Origin of the sequence: Brucella gallinifaecis, from assembly GCF_006476605.1 — a bacterium.
Classification (GTDB): Bacteria; Pseudomonadota; Alphaproteobacteria; order Rhizobiales; family Rhizobiaceae; genus Brucella; species Brucella gallinifaecis.
In genome coordinates, this window is the sequence record NZ_ML636803.1 from 276847 (window position 1) to 295221 (window position 18375).

Here is an 18375-nt window from a genome sequence, read left to right on the forward strand (position 1 = left end):
TATAAAGGGTCACGATTCCCATGGGCCGCTGTAATCAGAAACAATCTTATCCATATCAGCACGAGGGCGCTCCGGCATTTTGTTTGCAGCCGTGCCGATGTGAATAAATCCTGCCACACGTTCTTCCGGGGAAAGTCCGAGATATGCACGTGCACTTGCATCATCCGAATACCAGTTGGTAATCCAGTTGGTTGCATATCCAAGTGCATTGGCCGCAATGCAAAGGTTCATGGCAACCGCGCCCGCTGATAAAAACTGCTCCCACTTGGGAATACGCTCATGTGCGACCGGTGAAGAAACAACCCCTATAACCAGTGGCGCACGCGCAAATCGTGCCCTCTCCTGATCTTTGCGGCTTTCAGTAAGCACCCCTTCCCGCTCCTCGGCGCGATTGGCCAAATACTCACCAATCTTATGACGAGTATCTCCGCGATAGAGAATAAAACGCCACGGCGTCAAACGGCCATGATCAGGCACGCGTGCGGCCACTTTCAGCAATTCGTCAAGTTCAGCGCCTTGCGGAGCAGGTTCGGAGATTGCGGAAATAGGTGTGGAACTGCGCTGCGCCAAAAACTCAAAGACCGGATGCGTCACGGGGGAAACCTCATGGCTAAAATCTGCATATACACTCCATATAAATGGAGATATCTCCTTCTCACCCGCCATTATCGAAGTGTAAAGACAATAATTTATGACGACACTTATCGCGTAATTGTAAATTTACACTGGTATCGGTCAGTTTGTCCTTGAATTCGCCACCCGCTTCGGTTCAAAACATCAGCATGTCAGATATTCAGGATCTGTTTCGGGCAAACAGTGCAAAATCATCGTGCTGCAAGACAGTTGCAGCGACACTTTCGTTCGTCCTTATTGCATCATCTGCTTTAGCGCAGTCCCTTGGCAGCACCGGTGCTGAATCAGCCGGTTTTGACAGTGGCTTCAGATTACCGAGCTTTCAGCTGACACGACCAGAAGCAGCGATATCTCCCACCACCCAATCGCCTTCTGTAAATACTGCACAGATTCAGTCTAACAATGCGATTGGTTTGCCTGATTTTCCTGATCCCAAACTGAATTTGCCATCAATCAGCCCCTACGCCAACCCGACAAGCCCGGAAAACAACCCGCTGATCCAGACGAGCGAACTTGATCTGAAGGCACGTCTTAATCAGGATGGGCCGGATATTTCTTCAGGAGTTGTATGGCGTGTTTTTGCACCGGAAGTGGGTGCAGACGGACAACTTGCTCTGATTGCTTCAGCCAAGGGGGGCAGCACCGTTTTCAACCTGCCAGAGGGTAGCTATCTGGTCCATGCCGCATATGGTCGTGCGGGTGCAACCAAGCGGATTACACTAAGCAATCATACCCGTCACGAAGTGATGATACTTGATGCTGGCGGCATGAAACTAAGTGCTGTTCTGCCTGACGAAGGAAAAATCAAAAGTGATCTTGTGCGTTTTTCCATCTATGCCGATGAAGATAACAACGACCGTTCACTTATTGTCCCGGATGTGAAACCAGATACGATCATCCGGTTAAACAGCGGTACCTATCATGTCGTTTCCAATTACGGCACCGCAAATGCTATTATCCGTGCTGATATTCGCGTGGAAGCCGGAAAGCTGACCGAAGCAACTGTTCAGCATCGCGCGGCTGAAGTCACGCTCAAGCTTGTAGCTAAAAAAGGCGGTGAGGCCCTGGCTGACACATCCTGGTCAGTTCTCAATGCTTCGGGCGATGTTGTTCGTGAAAGCGCAGGCGCCTATTCATCCATGGTTCTGATAGAAGGTGATTATGTCGCTGTAGCTAAAAACAAGGACCGTATTTATCAGCGCGATTTCAAGGTGGCATCCGGCGCCAATGAAGAAGTTGAGGTTATTGCGAACCGCGAATCCGAAGCGCTGACGGATGAGGATGCGGCACAGGACTGATAACCTTGTTTTCATGTAGAAAAGGCCCGCTTGAAGCGGGCCTTTTGCCATTATGCATTACGTAAACGCAGCAAATCTGGTGGCGTTGCCTCTTCAGTCAAGCGGGCAATCGCCTCATCCAGCGTCATCGATTCCTGATCACGCGAACCAAGACGGCGCATATTGACCGTCTTTTCTTCCGCTTCACGCATACCGCAAACAAGAATGACCGGAACCTTCTGAACTGAATGTTCGCGGACCTTGTAATTGATCTTCTCGTTACGAACGTCAGTGATGACCTGCAAACCGGCAGCCTTTAATTTTGCAGCAACCTCGGCAGCATATCCATCCGCTTCCGAGGTAATTGTCGCAACAACAACCTGAACAGGCGCAAACCAGAGCGGCATATGACCGGCAAAGTTTTCGATCAATATGCCAAGGAAACGCTCCATAGAGCCGCAGATCGCACGATGGATCATGACTGGCTGCGTTTTTTCCGAATTGCTGTCGATATAAAATGCGCCGAAACGTTCCGGCAGGTTGAAGTCAACCTGTGTCGTTCCGCACTGCCATTCACGACCGATCGCGTCTTTGAGCGTATATTCAAACTTCGGACCGTAGAACGCACCCTCGCCCGGCAGAATGCCGGTCTTGATGTCTTCCGACTGTTCCTTGATTTGCTCAAGAACCGTCATCATCACGCTTTCAGCGCGATCCCACAATTCGTCCGAACCAACACGCTTTTCAGGGCGGGTAGAAAGCTTGATCGTGATCTCTTTAAAGCCGAAATCCTTATAGACCGACAAAATGAGATCATTGATACGAAGACATTCAGAAGCCATCTGCTCTTCGGTACAGAACACATGCGCATCATCCTGTGTAAAGCCGCGAACACGCATCAGACCATGCAGAGCACCCGATGGTTCATAGCGATGCACATTACCAAATTCTGCAAGCTTTATAGGCAGATCACGATAAGACTTAAGACCATGCTTAAATATCTGGACATGCCCCGGGCAGTTCATTGGTTTCAATGCAAACACGCGATCATCATCAGTATCATCACCGGCAACAGTCACCTTGAACATGTTGTCACGATACCAGCCCCAGTGACCGGAAGTCTCCCAGAGTGACTTGTCCAGCACCTGTGGTGCATTGACTTCCTGATAGCCATGACTGTCGAGACGACGGCGCATATAAGCGACCAGTGTCTGGAACATACGCCAGCCTTTGGCGTGCCAGAACACAACGCCCGGACCTTCTTCCTGAAAATGGAACAGGTCCATTTCACGGCCCAAACGGCGGTGGTCACGTTTTTCGGCTTCTTCAAGCATATGAAGATAGGCGTTGAGATCATTGTCATTGGCAAATGCCGTGCCATAAATGCGGGTCAGCATCGGGTTATTTGCATCACCACGCCAATAAGCACCTGCAACCTTCATCAGCTTGAACGAGTTGCCGATCTGACCTGTAGACGCCATATGCGGACCACGGCAAAGATCGAACCATTCGCCCTGATTGTAGATTTTCAGATCCTGACCTTCAGGGATAGCATCAACTAGTTCAACCTTGTAGCTTTCGCCTTTATCGGCAAAAACCTGTTTGGCCTTCTCGCGTGACCATACCTGTTTGGTGAAAGGCTTGTTGCGCTGAATGATTTCGCGCATTTTCTTTTCGATCACCGGAAGATCATCGGGTGTAAAAGGTTCATTACGCGCAAAGTCGTAATAAAAGCCATTTTCAATGACGGGACCAATTGTCACCTGCGTACCGGGGAAAAGCTCCTGAACGGCTTCGGCCAGAACATGCGCTGTATCGTGACGGATAAGCTCGAGCGCACGCGGATCTTCGCGGGTCAGAATTTCGATAGCACCGGAAGCGCCAAGCGGATCAGAAAGATCACGCACGGTGCCGTCTACGGCGTAAGCGACAGCCTTTTTAGCAAGTGATTTGGAAATTGATTCAGCTAACTCGGCACCGGTTGTTGCGGCATCATATTCGCGTACAGAGCCATCCGGAAACTGCATGGAAACATTCGACATCATATTGTCCTTATCCAGTCCCGCCAACGATTGCGGGTGGTTAGTCATAAAACGATCCTGCTCAATGTGCAGAACCACCTATATGTTGCTTGCGCAACAGAATTTGAAGACCGGCTATTAGCCTTTTTGGGTGTCAAGGTAAAGTAAAAGCACCGTGGCAAACTGCATCACGGTGCTTTCGGAGTTTTTGAAAACCCGATCACATCAATTGCGAATAGCAAGACAGGGAACGCCCTGCAATTTAAGCTGCGAACAGGTCTTTTGTGCAGCATCCGCATTTTTAAAACCAGTGAAGCGAACACGATACATCTTGCGACCACGCGGCGCTGTCGAAATCTCAGCCTTCGTGCCCGGAACCAGCCGGCTTACAACAGGCAAATATCTGGCCTGCAATTCATCAGCGCCCTTTCGTGATGGCGTCACACCAAGCTGAACACGCCATGGTGACATTGCTGCATTTACCAAAAAGCCGCCATCGCCCTGCTCAATTTTGTCATCGTCAATCACATCAGAACCGGATTCGACCTTGGATTCGCTTATTTTGATCTGCGTCACAATCGGTAAAGAATTTTCTACCGGCGCTGCAAAGGCAGCAACCTGACGCCCTGCAAAACCGGCACCTTCAGTACCAAAACGCGTGAGAAGTTTCGACATGCGATCATCACGCTCACGCGATGACCCTGCCCCAAGAACAACGCCGACAAGATGCTTGTTATTGATGATAGCCGATGAAACCAGATTATATCCTGAAACATCAGTATATCCGGTCTTGATGCCATCAACGCCCTGATAGCGATACATCAGATTGTTATGACCGTTAAATGGACGGCCTTTATATTCAAAGGAACGCTGCGAAAATAATGCATATTCCTGCGGAAAATCACGACGCAGCGACATTCCAAGAACCGCCATATCCCGCGCAGTGGTTAGCTGCGGCAAATGCCCTGTCAAACCCGACGGATTGACAAAATAGGTGCTCTTCATACCAAGGTTTCGGGCTTTCTGCGTCATCAGACGGCCAAAACCTGCTTCCGAACCGCCAAGATATTCACCAACAACCGTCGCAGCATCATTGGCTGAAACGACGATCATACCATTAACCGCATCACGAACAGAAATCGTCGAATCCGGCTTCAGATAAAGCTTCATGCGGACTTTTGCAGCAGCATTTTTCGTGACCGGCATTTCGTCATCCCAATGGATGCGGCCTGTCTTCAATGCTTCAAAGGTAAGATACAGCGTCATCATTTTGGCCAGCGATGCTGGCGCATGCTGCTCCGTCGCCCGTTCCTGCCCCATAACGACGCCCGTATCCGCATCAAAAACCACCCATGAAACATTGGCCATGGCGTTGGTTGCACACAAAACACTGGCACCAAGCGCAACACCGGAAATCAATCGGCAGATGCGGTATAACGATTTATGCATATTGGCTCGCAAGACTAGAAAACACGGTGCAAATGCAGTTAAATTGCGGCACGAAGAAGACGCTGGGACAAACCGATTTGCGTTTCCCGATAAAACAGATTTATGATTAACAAATTCTAATCAGCATGAAGCTAATCAACAGTTATTTATTAGTTTTTCGGCATTGAAACATGCCAGTAACGCCACGGTAAGTACCAGCGATAGTAAGGCGGCAACTCCTTAGGGACCGGATCAAAACCATGGGTGCCCATCGGCCCGCAGCGCATAAGCCGAAACAATCCCATCCAGCTACCGTTCCACAAGCCATAACGAGCCACTGATTCAAATGTATATTCTGAACAAGTTGGCAAATGACGGCAGGAATTGCCGATAAATGAAGAGAGCGTGAGCTGATAAAGCCTGATCAGACTGGTTCCAAGCACCCGGCCCGGCGTCTTGCGCCACGGATCAGTAAAGTTACGGCTATAGCGCTTTTTTAATGTTGCAGCCTTTTGTGAATGATCTTTCCCGCAACCGCACATGACAGAGCCTAAGCCGCCTGAACTTTTTCTTCTATCTGACGGATGCAGTCGGCAACCGCATCAAATGTAAGAAGTGTAGAAGCATGACGCGCCTTATATTCACGTACCGGCTCAAAATATTTGAGATCCTCAAAACGACCTGCGGGTGCCGGGCCATTTTCTTTAAGCATGCGAATCATCGTTTCACGTACAGCACGCAAATCTTCCGATGAACACCCCACCACATTGCGTGCCATAACGGAAGAAGAAGCCTGCCCCAAGGCACAGGCCTTCACCTCATGGGCAAAATCAGTCACAACGCCATCACGCATCCGAAGATAGACAGTAACCGTAGAACCGCACAATTTTGAGTGAACTGTTGCAACCGCATCAGGGTCGCTCATTTGCCCCAGTTTTTCAATATTCCCTGCAAATTCAAGGATACGTTTATTATAAACTTCGTCGATCATTGAGGCGAACCTTCCGCTTTGCCGGATAAATACGTAAATTTGTCGCCCGGTCACGGTTTGAAGTTGCATTTTGATGTCTATATAATAGGCAAGTAGCGACTGCGCCATAGCCAGATTATCATATGGCTATGAAGTCGCATAATCAGCTATCCGGCGACCTGTTGTTGCCGGATCAATACACCGCACGCTCATAAGACATATTGTTGAGCGCATCGTTGTATTGTCCGTTTAACTCGTCTCCTCTGAGAAGGAGACTACTGGAGAATAACGATGGACGCTCGTATCCTCAAAGTCGATGACGAAATCAACGCGACTGCAAATTTGAAAAAGCCAACCCAAGCCGAAGCCGAAGCCGCTGTTCGCACCCTTCTATTATGGGCTGGCGAGAACCCTGAACGTGAAGGTCTTCTGGACACCCCGACGCGCGTTGCCAAATCCTATGGTGAGCTTTTTGGAGGCTATGCCGAAAGCCCTGAGGACGTGCTTGGCACCACTTTTGAAGATGTGTCCGGCTATGATGATATGGTGCTGGTAAAGGATATTTCCTTTTTCTCGCATTGTGAACACCACATGGTGCCGATTATCGGCAAGACCCATGTCGCCTATCTGCCGGACGGTAAGGTGCTGGGCCTGTCGAAGATTGCCCGCGTTGTTGATATTTTTGCGCGACGCCTGCAAACGCAGGAAAGTATTACCGCCCAGATCGCTGACAGCATTCAGCGCATTCTGAAGCCACGCGGCGTTGCTGTAATGATTGATGCTGAACATATGTGTATGGCCATGCGCGGGATTCGCAAGCAAGGTTCAAGCACAATCACCACAACTTTTACCGGTGAATTCAAAAGCGAAGTGAATGAACAGGTTCGCTTCATGAATCTTATCCGTAAATAAAACCTATTATCAGGCGCAACAATGATCAGTTTTCCAGCCCAGCCTTCTGACAAGAAGGCGATTGAAGAAGGCGCGGTTTTCATGCCGCGCTTCGACGCTTCCGGTCTTATTACAGCTGTCGTCACAGATGTACGCGATGGTGAGTTGCTGATGGTCGCTCATATGAACGAAGAAGCATTGCGACTGACGCTGGAAACAGGAATTGCACATTACTGGTCGCGTTCACGCAGCAAGCTTTGGAAAAAGGGCGAAACTTCTGGCAATCTGCAAAGCGTTATCGAGCTGCGCACGGATTGCGATCAGGATGCACTTTGGCTCAAAGTTCACGTGGCTCACGATGGTCCAACCTGCCATACGGGCCGCCGCTCGTGTTTTTATCGACAGGTCATCTCCAAAGATGGCAATGCCAGCCTTTCGGTAGAAGGTGACTGCGACCATAAGCATTGACTTTTATCGTACACCTTCAAATTGCAGCCTTTATTGTTTCGATAAGATATTTTGATAATATCCTCAAAACAAAAGGTGCTTGGTCAATATGCTCGCATGGGGTCAAAGGCGCAAGGCTGCCAATATGCAACCCTTGACGCCAGTAGAAGAAAATATCGAACTGCCGCAAACAAGGCATGAACCACGCCGTATTGCCCTTGCTCTGGGCGGCGGCGCCGCACGTGGCTGGGCGCATATTGGTGTGCTTCGAGCGCTCGACGAGGCCGGTATCGAAATCGAAATGATTGCCGGAACGTCGATTGGTGCCCTGGTTGGAGGCTGTTATCTGGCTGGAAAACTCGACCAGCTGGAAGAGTTTGCACGCAGTTTAACGCGTCGGCGCATGTTTAACCTTCTTGACATCACATTTCGCGGCAGCGGACTATTTGGAGGCATGAAGCTCGATAGCCGTATGCGTGAACATCTCGACGGCTTGCGCCTTGAAGATCTGGATCGTCCATTCGTGGCCGTCTGTACTGAATTGCGCACGGGTCATGAAATCTGGCTTTCATCCGGCCCACTCGTTGAAGCCATGCGTGCTTCTTATGCACTTCCCGGCGTTTTTGAACCTGTTCGCTGGCAGGAACGTGTGCTGGTCGATGGTGCGCTGGTCAATCCGGTTCCGGTATCAGTATGCCGTGCCTATGAACAGCGTCTCGTTCTGGCAGTCAATCTGCATTATGATCAGTTCGGGCGTGCCGCCGTCATCAAACATGCTCAATCCCGTGAAGGCGCAGCTGAAACTTTACATGGTGAAAAAGAAAGCCGTCTGGGTATTACCGGCGTCATGATGGAAGCCTTCAATATTATTCAGGATCGCATTTCACGCGCCCGTATGGCAGGTGATCCACCGGATTTATCCTTGATGCCAACAGTCGGTCAAATCGGTCTGGCAGACTTCCACCGCGCATCAGAAGCGATTGATATTGGTTACGCTGAAACAGTTAAACGGCTTGAAGACATCAAGCGGCTTCAAGGGATCAGTGACTGAACAGAAACTAGATTCGCCAAATTCCATGGCAAAGTCGTAAATTTCATGCGCTCTCATCAAAATAATTACTATGCTCATCCTGCAAAAGTCAAAAAAATCGATGTTTTCAGCACCTTGAATTGCAGCATTGCGGCTTTTACCCGGTCTTTTTTGAAAAAGATTGGCAGAAGATAAAGAACGGCCTTGTGCCAGTCTGGTCGATTTGCTAGATGGCTCCTCGCTGACATGTTCAGCTTCTACCACGTGCGGTCGTGGCGGAATTGGTAGACGCGCAGCGTTGAGGTCGCTGTGGGGCAACCCGTGGAAGTTCGAGTCTTCTCGACCGCACCATTCTTCCCAGCATACAAGCATCATGCTATATGGCTCTACAAGCTGGAAAACGCCCAGCTATGTGGATATTTACATTTATTAATCAGAGACTTAACTGGATAATAAAATAAGTTCATTCAAATGTGCTGAACTTGAAGAATAGTCTTGTGCAGTCGAAACTGATTTGCTACATGCCGTCTCGCTGACATTGTTCAGCTTCTACCACACAGTGCGGTCGTGGCGGAATTGGTAGACGCGCAGCGTTGAGGTCGCTGTGGGGCAACCCGTGGAAGTTCGAGTCTTCTCGACCGCACCATTCTCCTTCCTGAGAAAATCTGCTCTTTGTGCTTTAGCAATCAAAACTGTCTCAAATTTGGGATGTTATGCAAGTTGCTAAAATGCTTTATTGCATCATGCAGACGCCAATTAACAACGGGAAGAAACTATGAAAATCAGCGCACGCAATCGCCTCAAAGGCACAATCGTCGATGTCACCAAAGGTGCAACCACGGCGCATATCCGCATTGATATTGGAAATGGTGTCGTTGTTACATCTTCCATCACCAATGAGGCCGTGGATGAACTCGACCTCAAGATTGGCAAAACGGCCTATGCCGTCGTCAAGGCTTCCGACGTTATGGTCGCCACTGACGATTGATAATTACCCCCGCTTTAAAGCGGGGTTTTTGTTAAACATCACTGCTATGTTCACCAAGATTGGGTGATCGCTTATCCAGTTTCAGTTCGGCATCCGAGAATCGAATTGGTGTACGCAACCCCGGCACACCATCAGGATCAATCCTCATCTGACGAGCGATAAATTGCGGATCTTTAAACACGTCTTCAACTGTGTTTATCGGTCCGGCAGGCACTCCTGCCTTGGCAAGGGCAGCCAGAAGATCATCTCGCGACCATTGTCTGGTGCGCTCTTCCAGCAAAGCGGTGAGTGCATCGCGATTGGCGACGCGCGACGAATTGGTGAGAAAACGGGAATCGCTTGCAAGTTCGCCAATTCCCAACAAAGCAGTCAGCTTTGCAAACTGCCCGTCATTGCCGCAGGCGATGATGAAATAGCCGTCCGATACAGGCAATGTCTGATAGGGGGCGATATTGGGATGCGCATTGCCCATACGTTTGGGCGAAACACCGGACGCCAGATAATTCATTGCCTGATTGGCAAGAACAGCCGACATACAATCAAACAATGCCATATCGATATGCTGGCCCTTGCCCGTGCGTTCACGCATGATCAATGCTGACTGAATGGCAATGACACTGTAAAGCCCGGTGAAAATATCAGCAAAAGCCACCCCGATCTTTTGCGGTTGTCCGTCCGATTCTCCTGTCAGGTCCATTATGCCGCTCATGCCCTGAATCATGAAATCATAACCAGCCCGTGCAGCATAAGGCCCGCTATGGCCAAAGCCAGTGATAGAGCAATAGATCAGCCGTGGATTGATCGCCTTCAGACTTTCATAGTCGAGACCATATTTCTCAAGACCACCAAGCTTGAAATTCTCAATCACCACATCCGCATCACTTATGAGCTTATACACAAGCGCCCGCCCCTCATCAGAGCGAAAATCCGCAATAACGGATTGTTTGCCACGATTACAGGCATGAAAATAAGCCGCTGACTTTTCGCCTTCAACCTCGATAAAGGGTGATCCCCATGTACGAGTGTCATCACCTTCAGGACTTTCAACTTTGATAACATCTGCACCAAGGTCAGAAAGTGTCTGCCCAACCCATGGGCCAGCCAGAATGCGGGCCAATTCGATGACTTTCAGACCCGCAAGCGGTGTATTTTGCATCTCTCAAAACCTCACTGAACGATAGAAAACACGATCAGAAAAATGCCTGAATGCCGGTCTGCGCACGTCCGAGAATCAGCGCATGAACATCATGTGTGCCCTCATAGGTGTTGACCGTTTCAAGATTCTGCGCGTGGCGCATGACGTGATATTCGATCTGGATACCGTTGCCGCCATGCATATCACGGGCCTGACGTGCAATATCGAGCGCCTTGCCGCAATTGTTACGCTTGACGATAGAAATCATTTCCGGGGCCATTTTGCCTTCATCAAACAAACGGCCAACACGCAAGGATGCCTGTAGGCCAAGCGTAATTTCAGTCTGCATATCAGCCAGTTTCTTCTGATAAAGCTGTGTCCCGGCCAAAGGCTTGTCAAACTGCTTGCGGTCAAGACCATATTGACGTGCGCGGAACCAGCAATCCTCTGCCGCGCCCAGCACACCCCAGGAAATACCATAGCGTGCACGGTTGAGGCAGCCGAATGGACCTTTGAGGCCGGATACATTCGGCAACAATGCATCTTCCGATACTTCCACACCATCCATGACAATCTCGCCGGTAATCGACGCACGCAGAGAAAGCTTGCCGCCAATCTTGGGTGCAGAAAGCCCCTTCATACCCTTTTCGAGCACAAAGCCACGGATAGCATTGTCATGAGCTGTCGATTTGGCCCAGACTACGAAAACGTCGGCAATCGGCGAATTGGAAATCCACATTTTGGAGCCACTGATGCGATAACCGCCATCGATCTTGTCTGCACGGGTTTTCATGCCGGCTGGATCAGAGCCGGCATCAGGCTCAGTTAAACCAAAGCAGCCGATCAATTCGCCGGAAACCAGACCCGGCAGATATTTTTTACGCTGCTCATCAGAACCATAGGCATAGATCGGATACATGACGAGCGAGGATTGCACGCTCATCATCGAACGATAACCCGAATCTACACGCTCAACCTCGCGTGCCACCAGACCATAAGAAACATAACCGGCATTGGCCGCACCATATTCTTCAGGTAACGTGACGCCAAGAAGACCGGCCTGCCCCATCAAGCGGAATAATTCAGGATCGGTCGTTTCATCCAGATAAGCTTTTTCAATGCGCGGCAGCAGAACGTCACTCGCAAATGCCTGTGCCGAGTCGCGAATCATCCGTTCATCTTCGGTCAATTGCTCATCAAGCAGAAACGGATCTTCCCAGTTAAATGCGGCACGTGACATGAAGTATCTCCTCAATTTTGATTGCCAGACTATGGCGCAGCATTATTCCGCATGCAATTTACGTTTACTCATCGATCTATTCCATTTAGTAATAGATAATGACTTCATTATCGAGACGCCTGCTTCCATCCACAAATGCGCTTGCTGCCTTTGATGCAGTGGCGCGGCATGAGAGCTTTTCTACTGCTGCGGAAGAGCTGTCCCTGACACAAGGTGCAGTCAGCCGCCAGATTGCAGCGCTGGAAGAGCAGCTTGGCGCCACTTTGTTTGATCGCACCAGCCGCCGCGTCATGCTAACCGATGCCGGACGCGCCTACCACGATGTTATAAGCACTGCCCTCGCCTCCATTCGTGCAGCATCATTGCAGGTCATGTCACAAATGCGTGGGACAACGCTCAATCTCGCATTTCTGCCCACTTTTGGTACCCGCTGGCTGATCCCGCGAATACCGCGTTTTGTCGAGCAACATCCCGGTATTATTCTGAATTTTGCAACGCGCATCGGTCAATTCGACTTTGAGCGTGAAGGTCTTGATGCGGCAATCCATATAGGTCAGCCAGACTGGCCCAATGCCGATTGCACATTCTTAATGGAGGAGATGGTTGCGCCGATATGCAGCCCGGATTTTCTGAAACAGCACGCGATCAACGAGCCGACTGACCTGCTGCACCTGCCACTTTTCAATATGGCATCACGTCCTGACGCTTGGAACCACTGGTTCAAAAGCCTCGACATTGCTGCACCTGTGACAAGTGGAATGCGTTTTGAGCAGTTCTCGAATGTTTCGCAAGCCTGCATCGCAGGCCTTGGGGTTGCGCTGATGCCGCTATTTCTGATCAGTGCTGAAATTGAAAGTGGGCAGCTTGTTGTAGCCTATCAGCATACAGTCAAAAGCCCGAGCAGCTATTACTTTGTAACACCGCAGGCGCGTGCAAACACGCCTGCGGTTAAAGCCTTTCGCGATTGGCTTCTTACTGAGGTCAATCGCGCGTTCGATCCTCACGCCATCGAGTTGCTGACAATCTCATAGGAGCGAAGCCGCTTCTGATGGTCATAGATCATGCCGGTTATCATCAGTTCATCAGCGCCGGTACGTTGGGCAAATTCGCGAATGCCCTTGTCGACGATTTCGGGACCACCCACGACACGGCATGACAGCATCTGACGCACAAGTGCCTGTGCTGAGGGATCAAGCTGTTCCTGATACCCCGCAACAGGTGCTGGCAACTTACCCGGGCGACCACTGCGCAAATTCACAAATGCCTGCAATTGCGAGGTAAAGATGAAATGCGCTTCTTCATCCGTATCAGCTGCGATAACGTTCAGCCCAAGCATGACATAAGGCTTCTGCAGATATTCAGATGGCTCAAAACGTTCGCGATAAAGCTCAACCGCGCGTTCCATATCTGCCGGTGCAAAATGCGAAGCAAAGCCATAAGGCAGCCCCAGCATAGCAGCCAATTGCGCACCAAACAGGCTGGAGCCGAGAATCCAGACCGGAACATTCAACCCCGCACCGGGGACTGCCTGCACCCGCTGCGCCGGATCAACCGGCTTGAAGTAATTAAGAAGCTCGACCACATCACGTGGAAAATCATTGGCACTGCTTTCGAGATTTCGGCGCAGTGCATGCGCAGTCAGTTGATCTGTGCCTGGCGCACGACCAAGCCCCAGATCGATACGCCCCGGAAATAGCGAAGCCAGCGTGCCGAACTGTTCAGCAATCACCAATGGCGAATGGTTCGGCAGCATGATGCCGCCGGCACCAACACGAATGGTTGATGTGCCTGCCGCCACATGGCCGATCACAACGGAAGTTGCGGCACTGGCAATGCCCGGCATGTTATGATGCTCGGCCAGCCAGTAACGCGTAAAGCCCAGTTTTTCAGCATGCTGGGCGAGTTCAAGCGTATTACGCAGAGACTGCCCTGCATCGCTGCCTTCAGGAACGGGTGAAAGATCGAGTACGGATAAAGGTATCATGCTTTCTCATATGGTGTGGAACAGCTGGAATGCAAATTTATCCCAATAAAAAGGGCGACCCACATGTGGCCGCCCTTAGTCTGATTATTCAATACAAGTTTCAGTGATGTACTGCTGGCGCTGGCTCTTTGCCCTCATCCTGTTCTGGAACAAACTCGCCTTCCACATCCTTTTCGGCAATGAATGTGTAGAACATCGGAACAACAAACAGCGTGAAGATCGTGCCGATTGTGATACCGCTGAAGATAACCAGACCCATCGCGTAACGAGCAGCCGCACCAGCGCCACTGGCAAGAATCAGTGGAACAACGCCAAGCGCCATAGCCGCTGTGGTCATTAGAATCGGACGCAGACGGGTTTCCGCAGCAAGAATGATAGCTTCGCGACGCGAGTGCCCATGCAGACGACGCTGCTGATTGGCAAACTCCACCATCAAAATACCGTGCTTGGTTATCAGCCCCACAAGGGTGATCATGCCAACCTGCGTATAAATATTGATCGTACCCAATCCGAGATTAAGCGGAACAATCGCACCGAAAATCGAAAGCGGAACCGACATCATAATAATGAAGGGATCGCGGAAGCTTTCAAATTGTGCAGCCAGCACGAGATAGATCACAATAACAGCAAGGCCAAAGGCGATCAGGATCGTATTGCCCTGTTCAACCTCCAGACGGGACTGGCCTGAATAATCGAGAAAGAAACCCTCCGGCATCTTGGAGCGCGTCAAGTCAACAAGGGTTTGCAGACCCTGACCAGTGGTGACACCCGGTAAAGGCAGCGCAGAAATTGTTGCTGAATTGAGCTGGTTGAACTGCTCAACAGCCGCAGGAGCACCAACCTGTTTGATCTCGATGAGTGCTGAGAGTGGCACCATCTCACCTGACATGCTGCGAACATAGAAATCGCCCAGCTTTTCAGGATTTGAACGATAGACATCCGGCACCTGCGTGATGATGTCATAGCTGTTTGAATCACGGTCAAACTTTGCAACAGACGCACCACCCGTCAAAAGACCAAGCGTGGAACCGATTTCGCTGACCAGAACACCAAGTGTCGCAGCACGGTCGCGATCAATGGAAATCCGTGTCTGCGGCGCGTTGAACGACAACGAGTTCTGCACAATGATGTACTGCCCGGATGCCTGTGCTTCGTTCTTGATCTCTTCTGCAAGTTCAAAAACCTGATCAGCAGGACCAGTTGATTGCAGGGCAATCGAAATAGGCAGCCCACCACCGGTTCCCGGCAATGAAGGTGGGGCAAAAATAAACGACTGAACACCAGTCACTTTCGCAAGGCGATCAGTCAGATCCTGCTGGATTTGCTTTTGTGAACGATTGCGATTGTTCCAGTCATCAAGAACCCACAGAGCAATACCGGAATTGGTGCCACCATCCATACCAACAATCTGGAAGCGTGTTTTAATATCTGGCGTATCTTTCGTCAGATCATCAATTTCACGTGCATAAAGATCGGTATAGGCCGAGGTTGCATATTGCGGCGCATTGATAAGAGCAAACAAAGCCCCTGAATCTTCTTCAGGTGCCAGTTCGCTTGATGTGTTGACGAACAAAAACCCTGTCAGCGCAATCAGTGAAGCAACAATGAGCAAGGTTACTGGCCGATAATTGAGCGAGCCGGAAACCAACCGATGATAGATTTTTTCAAGCTTTGAAAATCTGGTGTCGATGAATGTCTGAAACTTCGAAGCATTGCCATGTTTGAGCATGCGTGCACACATCATTGGCGAAATCGTCAATGCTGCAATACCGGAAATAATAACCGCACCTGCAAGTGTGAAAGCAAATTCCCGGAACAAAGACCCCGTCAAACCACCGGTAAAGCCAAGAGGCGCAAACACCGCAGCCAGAGTAATTGTCATCGCGATAATCGAGCCGGTAATTTCCTTCATACCCTTGAAGGCCGCATCCATCGGTCGCAATCCTTCCTCGATATGCCGATGGATATTTTCAAGCACGACGATGGCATCATCGACCACCAGTCCAATCGCAAGAACCATTGCAAGCAGCGACAGAAGATTGATCGAAAAGCCAAGAATATAAAGGAAAAAACAAACACCAATCAGTGAAATCGGAATTGTAACGATTGGAATAAGAACCGAGCGGAACGAGCCAAGAAAGACAATGATAACCAGAATAACGATCGCCACTGCTTCGCCGATGGTGGAGAACACTTCATTGATCGATGAACTGATCTGTTCTGTCGCATCATAAACCAGCACTATCGTCATGCCTTCCGGCAGCGAACTCTGGATGGAGGGCAATTCCTTACGCACGGCATTGGCCATATCGATCGGATTGGCAGCAGGCGTCGGATAAACACCAAGGAACGTACCGGCAGACCCATTGAATGAAACAATGGTATCTGTGCTCGCCGCAGCAAGCTCGACCTTCGCCACATCGCGCAACCTTACGATTTCATCACCCGATGACTTGACTGGCATTGCACCAAAGGCTTCAGGCGTCTGCAATGTAGATTCAAGCGTGATCGACGAAGACACATATTCATTCTTCGTTTTTCCAGGCGCCGAAAGAAAGTTGGAAGCCTTGATGGCAGCGAGAACCTCTGGTGCTGTTATCTGACGCGCTGCAAGCTGGATCGGATCCAGCCAGATACGCATCGAATAGACTTGCCCACCCATAATTTCAGCATTTGCAACGCCCTGAATGGTGGACATGCGCGGTTGAATAACCCGCTCAAGATATTCCGTAATCTCTTCATTGGACATATTCGGATTCTGAGCCGCAAGATACATTGTAGCAAAGCTTTGCCCTGTACCTTTGGAGATCACAGGATCATCAGATTCATCCGGCAACTTGCCACGAACCTGATTAACCTTGGCAATAACCTCTGTGAGCGCCGCATCCGGGTTTGCTCCAAGTTTCATCTGCACGGTCACTGTGCTTGATGATGAGCGGCTTGAAGATGTCACATAATCGATGTTTTCAGTGGTCGCCACGGCTTCAGCAATCGGTGCTGTGATAAAGCCCTGTATAAGTTCGGCGCTGGCACCCGCATAAGTGGTCGAAACTGTAATAACAGTTTCATCCACCTTCGGATATTCACGCACTGATAATTGAGCAATCCCCTGCAAACCAAGAAGAATGATCATGAGTGCAACCACAGTAGCAAGCACTGGTCGCCGGATGAAAATATCTGAAAAACTCATCTCTAGCGCCTATTTCTTGTCTGCTGCGGGGATCGGATTCACACTATTGTCGATTTTGACCGACATGCCTGCGGAAAGCTTGTTCTGGCCAGCCGTAATCACAATGTCGCCATCCTTGATACCGCTGGTAATTTCAGCGACTTCACCAAACCGGCGCCCAACTTTAACAAAAACCTGATGCGCAATAAGGCTATCAGCTTCAGGGGCTTCTTCGCCCTCTTTCTTTTCAGCAGGACGTACGACAAAAACATAATCGCCATAAAGGCTGGATACGATAGTCGTCTGTGGCAATGTGATAACGTCATTTTCGGTTGGTAGCTCAACGCGAACTTGCAGGAACTGACCCGGCGTTAGCTTATGATCCGGGTTCTCAACCTCAGCACGCACGGATACGAGACGTGTTGAAGGATCAATCTTGGGGTCGATACCGGTTATAACTCCGGTAAAATTAAGAGAATTCATATTTTGACCCAGCTTGATGGTCTGACCAAGCCGGATATTGGGGAGCGAAAGCTCAGGAATTGTGAAATCAACACGCATCGTATCGATCTGCTGAAGTGTTGCAATCACGGTTCCCGGCGTAAGATACTGCCCCAGATCAATCTTGGCGATACCGATAGTTCCACTAAATGGTGCAACTACAAATTTCTGATCCAGAACAGCCTGAGAACGGACGACAGCGGCTTTTTTTGCACGGGCTGTCGCTTCGGTCGTGTCTGCGTCGGACACAGTACCAAACCCGCTGGAACGCAAGCTCTGAGCACGCTTGAGATTCTGATCTGCCAGAATGGATTCCGCTTTCGCAGCCGCCAGTTCTGCTTTTTCAATGCTGTTTTCCAATTCAAGCAGCAAGTCGCCCTGCTTCACATCCTGATTGGCTTTAAAACCAATATTCTGCACGATGCCACTAAGCTGAACAGTCAGGTCAACACCGTTTTTCGCATTTGCCGTGCCTATAGCCTCGATACCCGGTGTCCAGCTCGAGGGCGAAACAGTAATCGTCGAAACAGTCTGGGCAGGCTGTTTCATATTGGCAAAAAAGTCTTTAATGGCTTTATCTCTGAACAAATTAAAGCCAACCAGCCCTCCAACGACAATCACCAGAAATATTATAGCCAGAATAAGGCGTTTGATCATCGCG

15 protein-coding genes, 2 tRNA genes and 1 pseudogene are annotated in these 18375 nt (G+C 49.9%); 8 read left to right on the top strand and 10 right to left on the bottom strand.

Features of this window, described 5'->3' with window-relative positions; genetic code table 11:
- Nucleotides 1-9: 9 nt before the first annotated feature.
- On the bottom strand, nucleotides 10-594 hold the full coding sequence (locus FHY56_RS07870) for a nitroreductase family protein (protein ID WP_140904618.1): 585 nt from the start codon (nucleotides 592-594) through the stop codon (nucleotides 10-12).
- Between the two features lie 458 nt (nucleotides 595-1052).
- Between FHY56_RS07870 and FHY56_RS07875 the strand changes: the two are divergent.
- Nucleotides 1053-1931, top strand: a pseudogene (locus FHY56_RS07875) (hypothetical protein); the annotation flags it as partial.
- 50 nt (nucleotides 1932-1981) lie between these two features.
- Here FHY56_RS07875 and thrS read toward each other — a convergent pair.
- The 4 genes from thrS to FHY56_RS07895 form a co-directional block, all read right to left on the bottom strand.
- On the bottom strand, nucleotides 1982-3955 hold the full coding sequence (thrS, locus tag FHY56_RS07880) for a threonine--tRNA ligase (RefSeq protein WP_140904717.1): 1974 nt from the start codon (nucleotides 3953-3955) through the stop codon (nucleotides 1982-1984).
- A gap of 201 nt (nucleotides 3956-4156) precedes the next feature.
- Complete coding sequence (locus FHY56_RS07885) at nucleotides 4157-5380, bottom strand: D-alanyl-D-alanine carboxypeptidase (RefSeq protein ID WP_140904619.1); 1224 nt, start codon at nucleotides 5378-5380, stop codon at nucleotides 4157-4159.
- A gap of 149 nt (nucleotides 5381-5529) precedes the next feature.
- Nucleotides 5530-5901: a membrane protein insertion efficiency factor YidD gene (gene yidD / locus FHY56_RS07890; protein WP_140904620.1), complete on the bottom strand. Its 372-nt coding sequence runs from the start codon at nucleotides 5899-5901 to the stop codon at nucleotides 5530-5532.
- Between the two features lie 8 nt (nucleotides 5902-5909).
- Entirely contained in the window at nucleotides 5910-6350 is a 441-nt protein-coding gene (locus FHY56_RS07895) for an iron-sulfur cluster assembly scaffold protein (protein ID WP_140904621.1), read from the bottom strand.
- Between the two features lie 270 nt (nucleotides 6351-6620).
- Here FHY56_RS07895 and folE point away from each other — a divergent pair, with 270 nt between their 5' ends.
- From folE to FHY56_RS07925, 6 genes are all read left to right on the top strand, one after another.
- Nucleotides 6621-7241, top strand: coding sequence for a GTP cyclohydrolase I FolE (gene folE, locus FHY56_RS07900; RefSeq protein WP_140904622.1), 621 nt, complete (start codon nucleotides 6621-6623; stop codon nucleotides 7239-7241).
- A 21-nt stretch (nucleotides 7242-7262) separates the two neighbouring features.
- Nucleotides 7263-7688, top strand: a complete 426-nt coding sequence (gene hisI, locus FHY56_RS07905) for a phosphoribosyl-AMP cyclohydrolase (RefSeq protein WP_140904623.1) — start codon at nucleotides 7263-7265, stop codon at nucleotides 7686-7688.
- 88 nt (nucleotides 7689-7776) lie between these two features.
- Nucleotides 7777-8718: a patatin-like phospholipase family protein gene (locus tag FHY56_RS07910; protein WP_140904624.1), complete on the top strand. Its 942-nt coding sequence runs from the start codon at nucleotides 7777-7779 to the stop codon at nucleotides 8716-8718.
- Nucleotides 8719-8963: 245 nt separating this feature from the next.
- Nucleotides 8964-9048, top strand: a tRNA-Leu gene (locus tag FHY56_RS07915).
- A 210-nt stretch (nucleotides 9049-9258) separates the two neighbouring features.
- A tRNA-Leu gene (locus FHY56_RS07920) sits at nucleotides 9259-9343 on the top strand.
- Between the two features lie 129 nt (nucleotides 9344-9472).
- Nucleotides 9473-9685 carry a TOBE domain-containing protein gene (locus tag FHY56_RS07925; RefSeq protein WP_140904625.1) on the top strand — a complete coding sequence of 71 codons (213 nt, stop codon included), beginning with the start codon at nucleotides 9473-9475 and terminating at the stop codon, nucleotides 9683-9685.
- A gap of 31 nt (nucleotides 9686-9716) precedes the next feature.
- On the opposite strand, the gene FHY56_RS07930 is transcribed toward FHY56_RS07925, so the two are convergent.
- Nucleotides 9717-10841 (bottom strand): CaiB/BaiF CoA transferase family protein, encoded by a 1125-nt coding sequence (locus tag FHY56_RS07930; RefSeq protein WP_140904626.1) that lies wholly within the window; start codon nucleotides 10839-10841, stop codon nucleotides 9717-9719.
- A 34-nt stretch (nucleotides 10842-10875) separates the two neighbouring features.
- On the bottom strand, nucleotides 10876-12060 hold the full coding sequence (locus tag FHY56_RS07935) for an acyl-CoA dehydrogenase (protein ID WP_140904627.1): 1185 nt from the start codon (nucleotides 12058-12060) through the stop codon (nucleotides 10876-10878).
- 98 nt (nucleotides 12061-12158) lie between these two features.
- Here FHY56_RS07935 and gcvA point away from each other — a divergent pair, with 98 nt between their 5' ends.
- The gene (gene gcvA, locus FHY56_RS07940; RefSeq protein ID WP_140904628.1) at nucleotides 12159-13091 is read left to right on the top strand and encodes a transcriptional regulator GcvA; all 933 of its coding nucleotides are present in this window, start codon (nucleotides 12159-12161) and stop codon (nucleotides 13089-13091) included.
- On the opposite strand, the gene FHY56_RS07945 is transcribed toward gcvA, so the two are convergent.
- From FHY56_RS07945 to FHY56_RS07955, 3 genes are all read right to left on the bottom strand, one after another.
- Entirely contained in the window at nucleotides 13061-14044 is a 984-nt protein-coding gene (locus FHY56_RS07945) for an LLM class flavin-dependent oxidoreductase (protein ID WP_140904629.1), read from the bottom strand. The two genes, gcvA and FHY56_RS07945, sit on opposite strands and share 31 nt — an antisense overlap.
- A gap of 100 nt (nucleotides 14045-14144) precedes the next feature.
- Nucleotides 14145-17234: an efflux RND transporter permease subunit gene (locus FHY56_RS07950; protein ID WP_140904630.1), complete on the bottom strand. Its 3090-nt coding sequence runs from the start codon at nucleotides 17232-17234 to the stop codon at nucleotides 14145-14147.
- Nucleotides 17235-17243: 9 nt separating this feature from the next.
- Entirely contained in the window at nucleotides 17244-18371 is a 1128-nt protein-coding gene (locus FHY56_RS07955; protein WP_140904631.1) for an efflux RND transporter periplasmic adaptor subunit, read from the bottom strand.
- Between the last annotated feature and the right edge of the window lie 4 nt (nucleotides 18372-18375).

Excerpts from the sequence above, each read along its gene's own strand:
- thrS (WP_140904717.1), bottom strand. The coding sequence starts at position 3,955 with ATGATGTCGAATGTTTCCATGCAGTTTCCGGATGGCTCTGTACGCGAA.
- FHY56_RS07945 (WP_140904629.1), bottom strand. The coding sequence starts at position 14,044 with ATGATACCTTTATCCGTACTCGATCTTTCACCCGTTCCTGAAGGCAGC.
- FHY56_RS07950 (WP_140904630.1), bottom strand. The coding sequence starts at position 17,234 with ATGAGTTTTTCAGATATTTTCATCCGGCGACCAGTGCTTGCTACTGTG.
- FHY56_RS07925 (WP_140904625.1), top strand. The coding sequence starts at position 9,473 with ATGAAAATCAGCGCACGCAATCGCCTCAAAGGCACAATCGTCGATGTC.
- FHY56_RS07955 (WP_140904631.1), bottom strand. The coding sequence starts at position 18,371 with ATGATCAAACGCCTTATTCTGGCTATAATATTTCTGGTGATTGTCGTT.
- gcvA (WP_140904628.1), top strand. The coding sequence starts at position 12,159 with ATGACTTCATTATCGAGACGCCTGCTTCCATCCACAAATGCGCTTGCT.
- FHY56_RS07885 (WP_140904619.1), bottom strand. The coding sequence starts at position 5,380 with ATGCATAAATCGTTATACCGCATCTGCCGATTGATTTCCGGTGTTGCG.
- hisI (WP_140904623.1), top strand. The coding sequence starts at position 7,263 with ATGATCAGTTTTCCAGCCCAGCCTTCTGACAAGAAGGCGATTGAAGAA.
- FHY56_RS07895 (WP_140904621.1), bottom strand. The coding sequence starts at position 6,350 with ATGATCGACGAAGTTTATAATAAACGTATCCTTGAATTTGCAGGGAAT.
- FHY56_RS07930 (WP_140904626.1), bottom strand. The coding sequence starts at position 10,841 with ATGCAAAATACACCGCTTGCGGGTCTGAAAGTCATCGAATTGGCCCGC.
- FHY56_RS07935 (WP_140904627.1), bottom strand. The coding sequence starts at position 12,060 with ATGTCACGTGCCGCATTTAACTGGGAAGATCCGTTTCTGCTTGATGAG.
- folE (WP_140904622.1), top strand. The coding sequence starts at position 6,621 with ATGGACGCTCGTATCCTCAAAGTCGATGACGAAATCAACGCGACTGCA.
- yidD (WP_140904620.1), bottom strand. The coding sequence starts at position 5,901 with ATGTGCGGTTGCGGGAAAGATCATTCACAAAAGGCTGCAACATTAAAA.
- FHY56_RS07910 (WP_140904624.1), top strand. The coding sequence starts at position 7,777 with ATGCTCGCATGGGGTCAAAGGCGCAAGGCTGCCAATATGCAACCCTTG.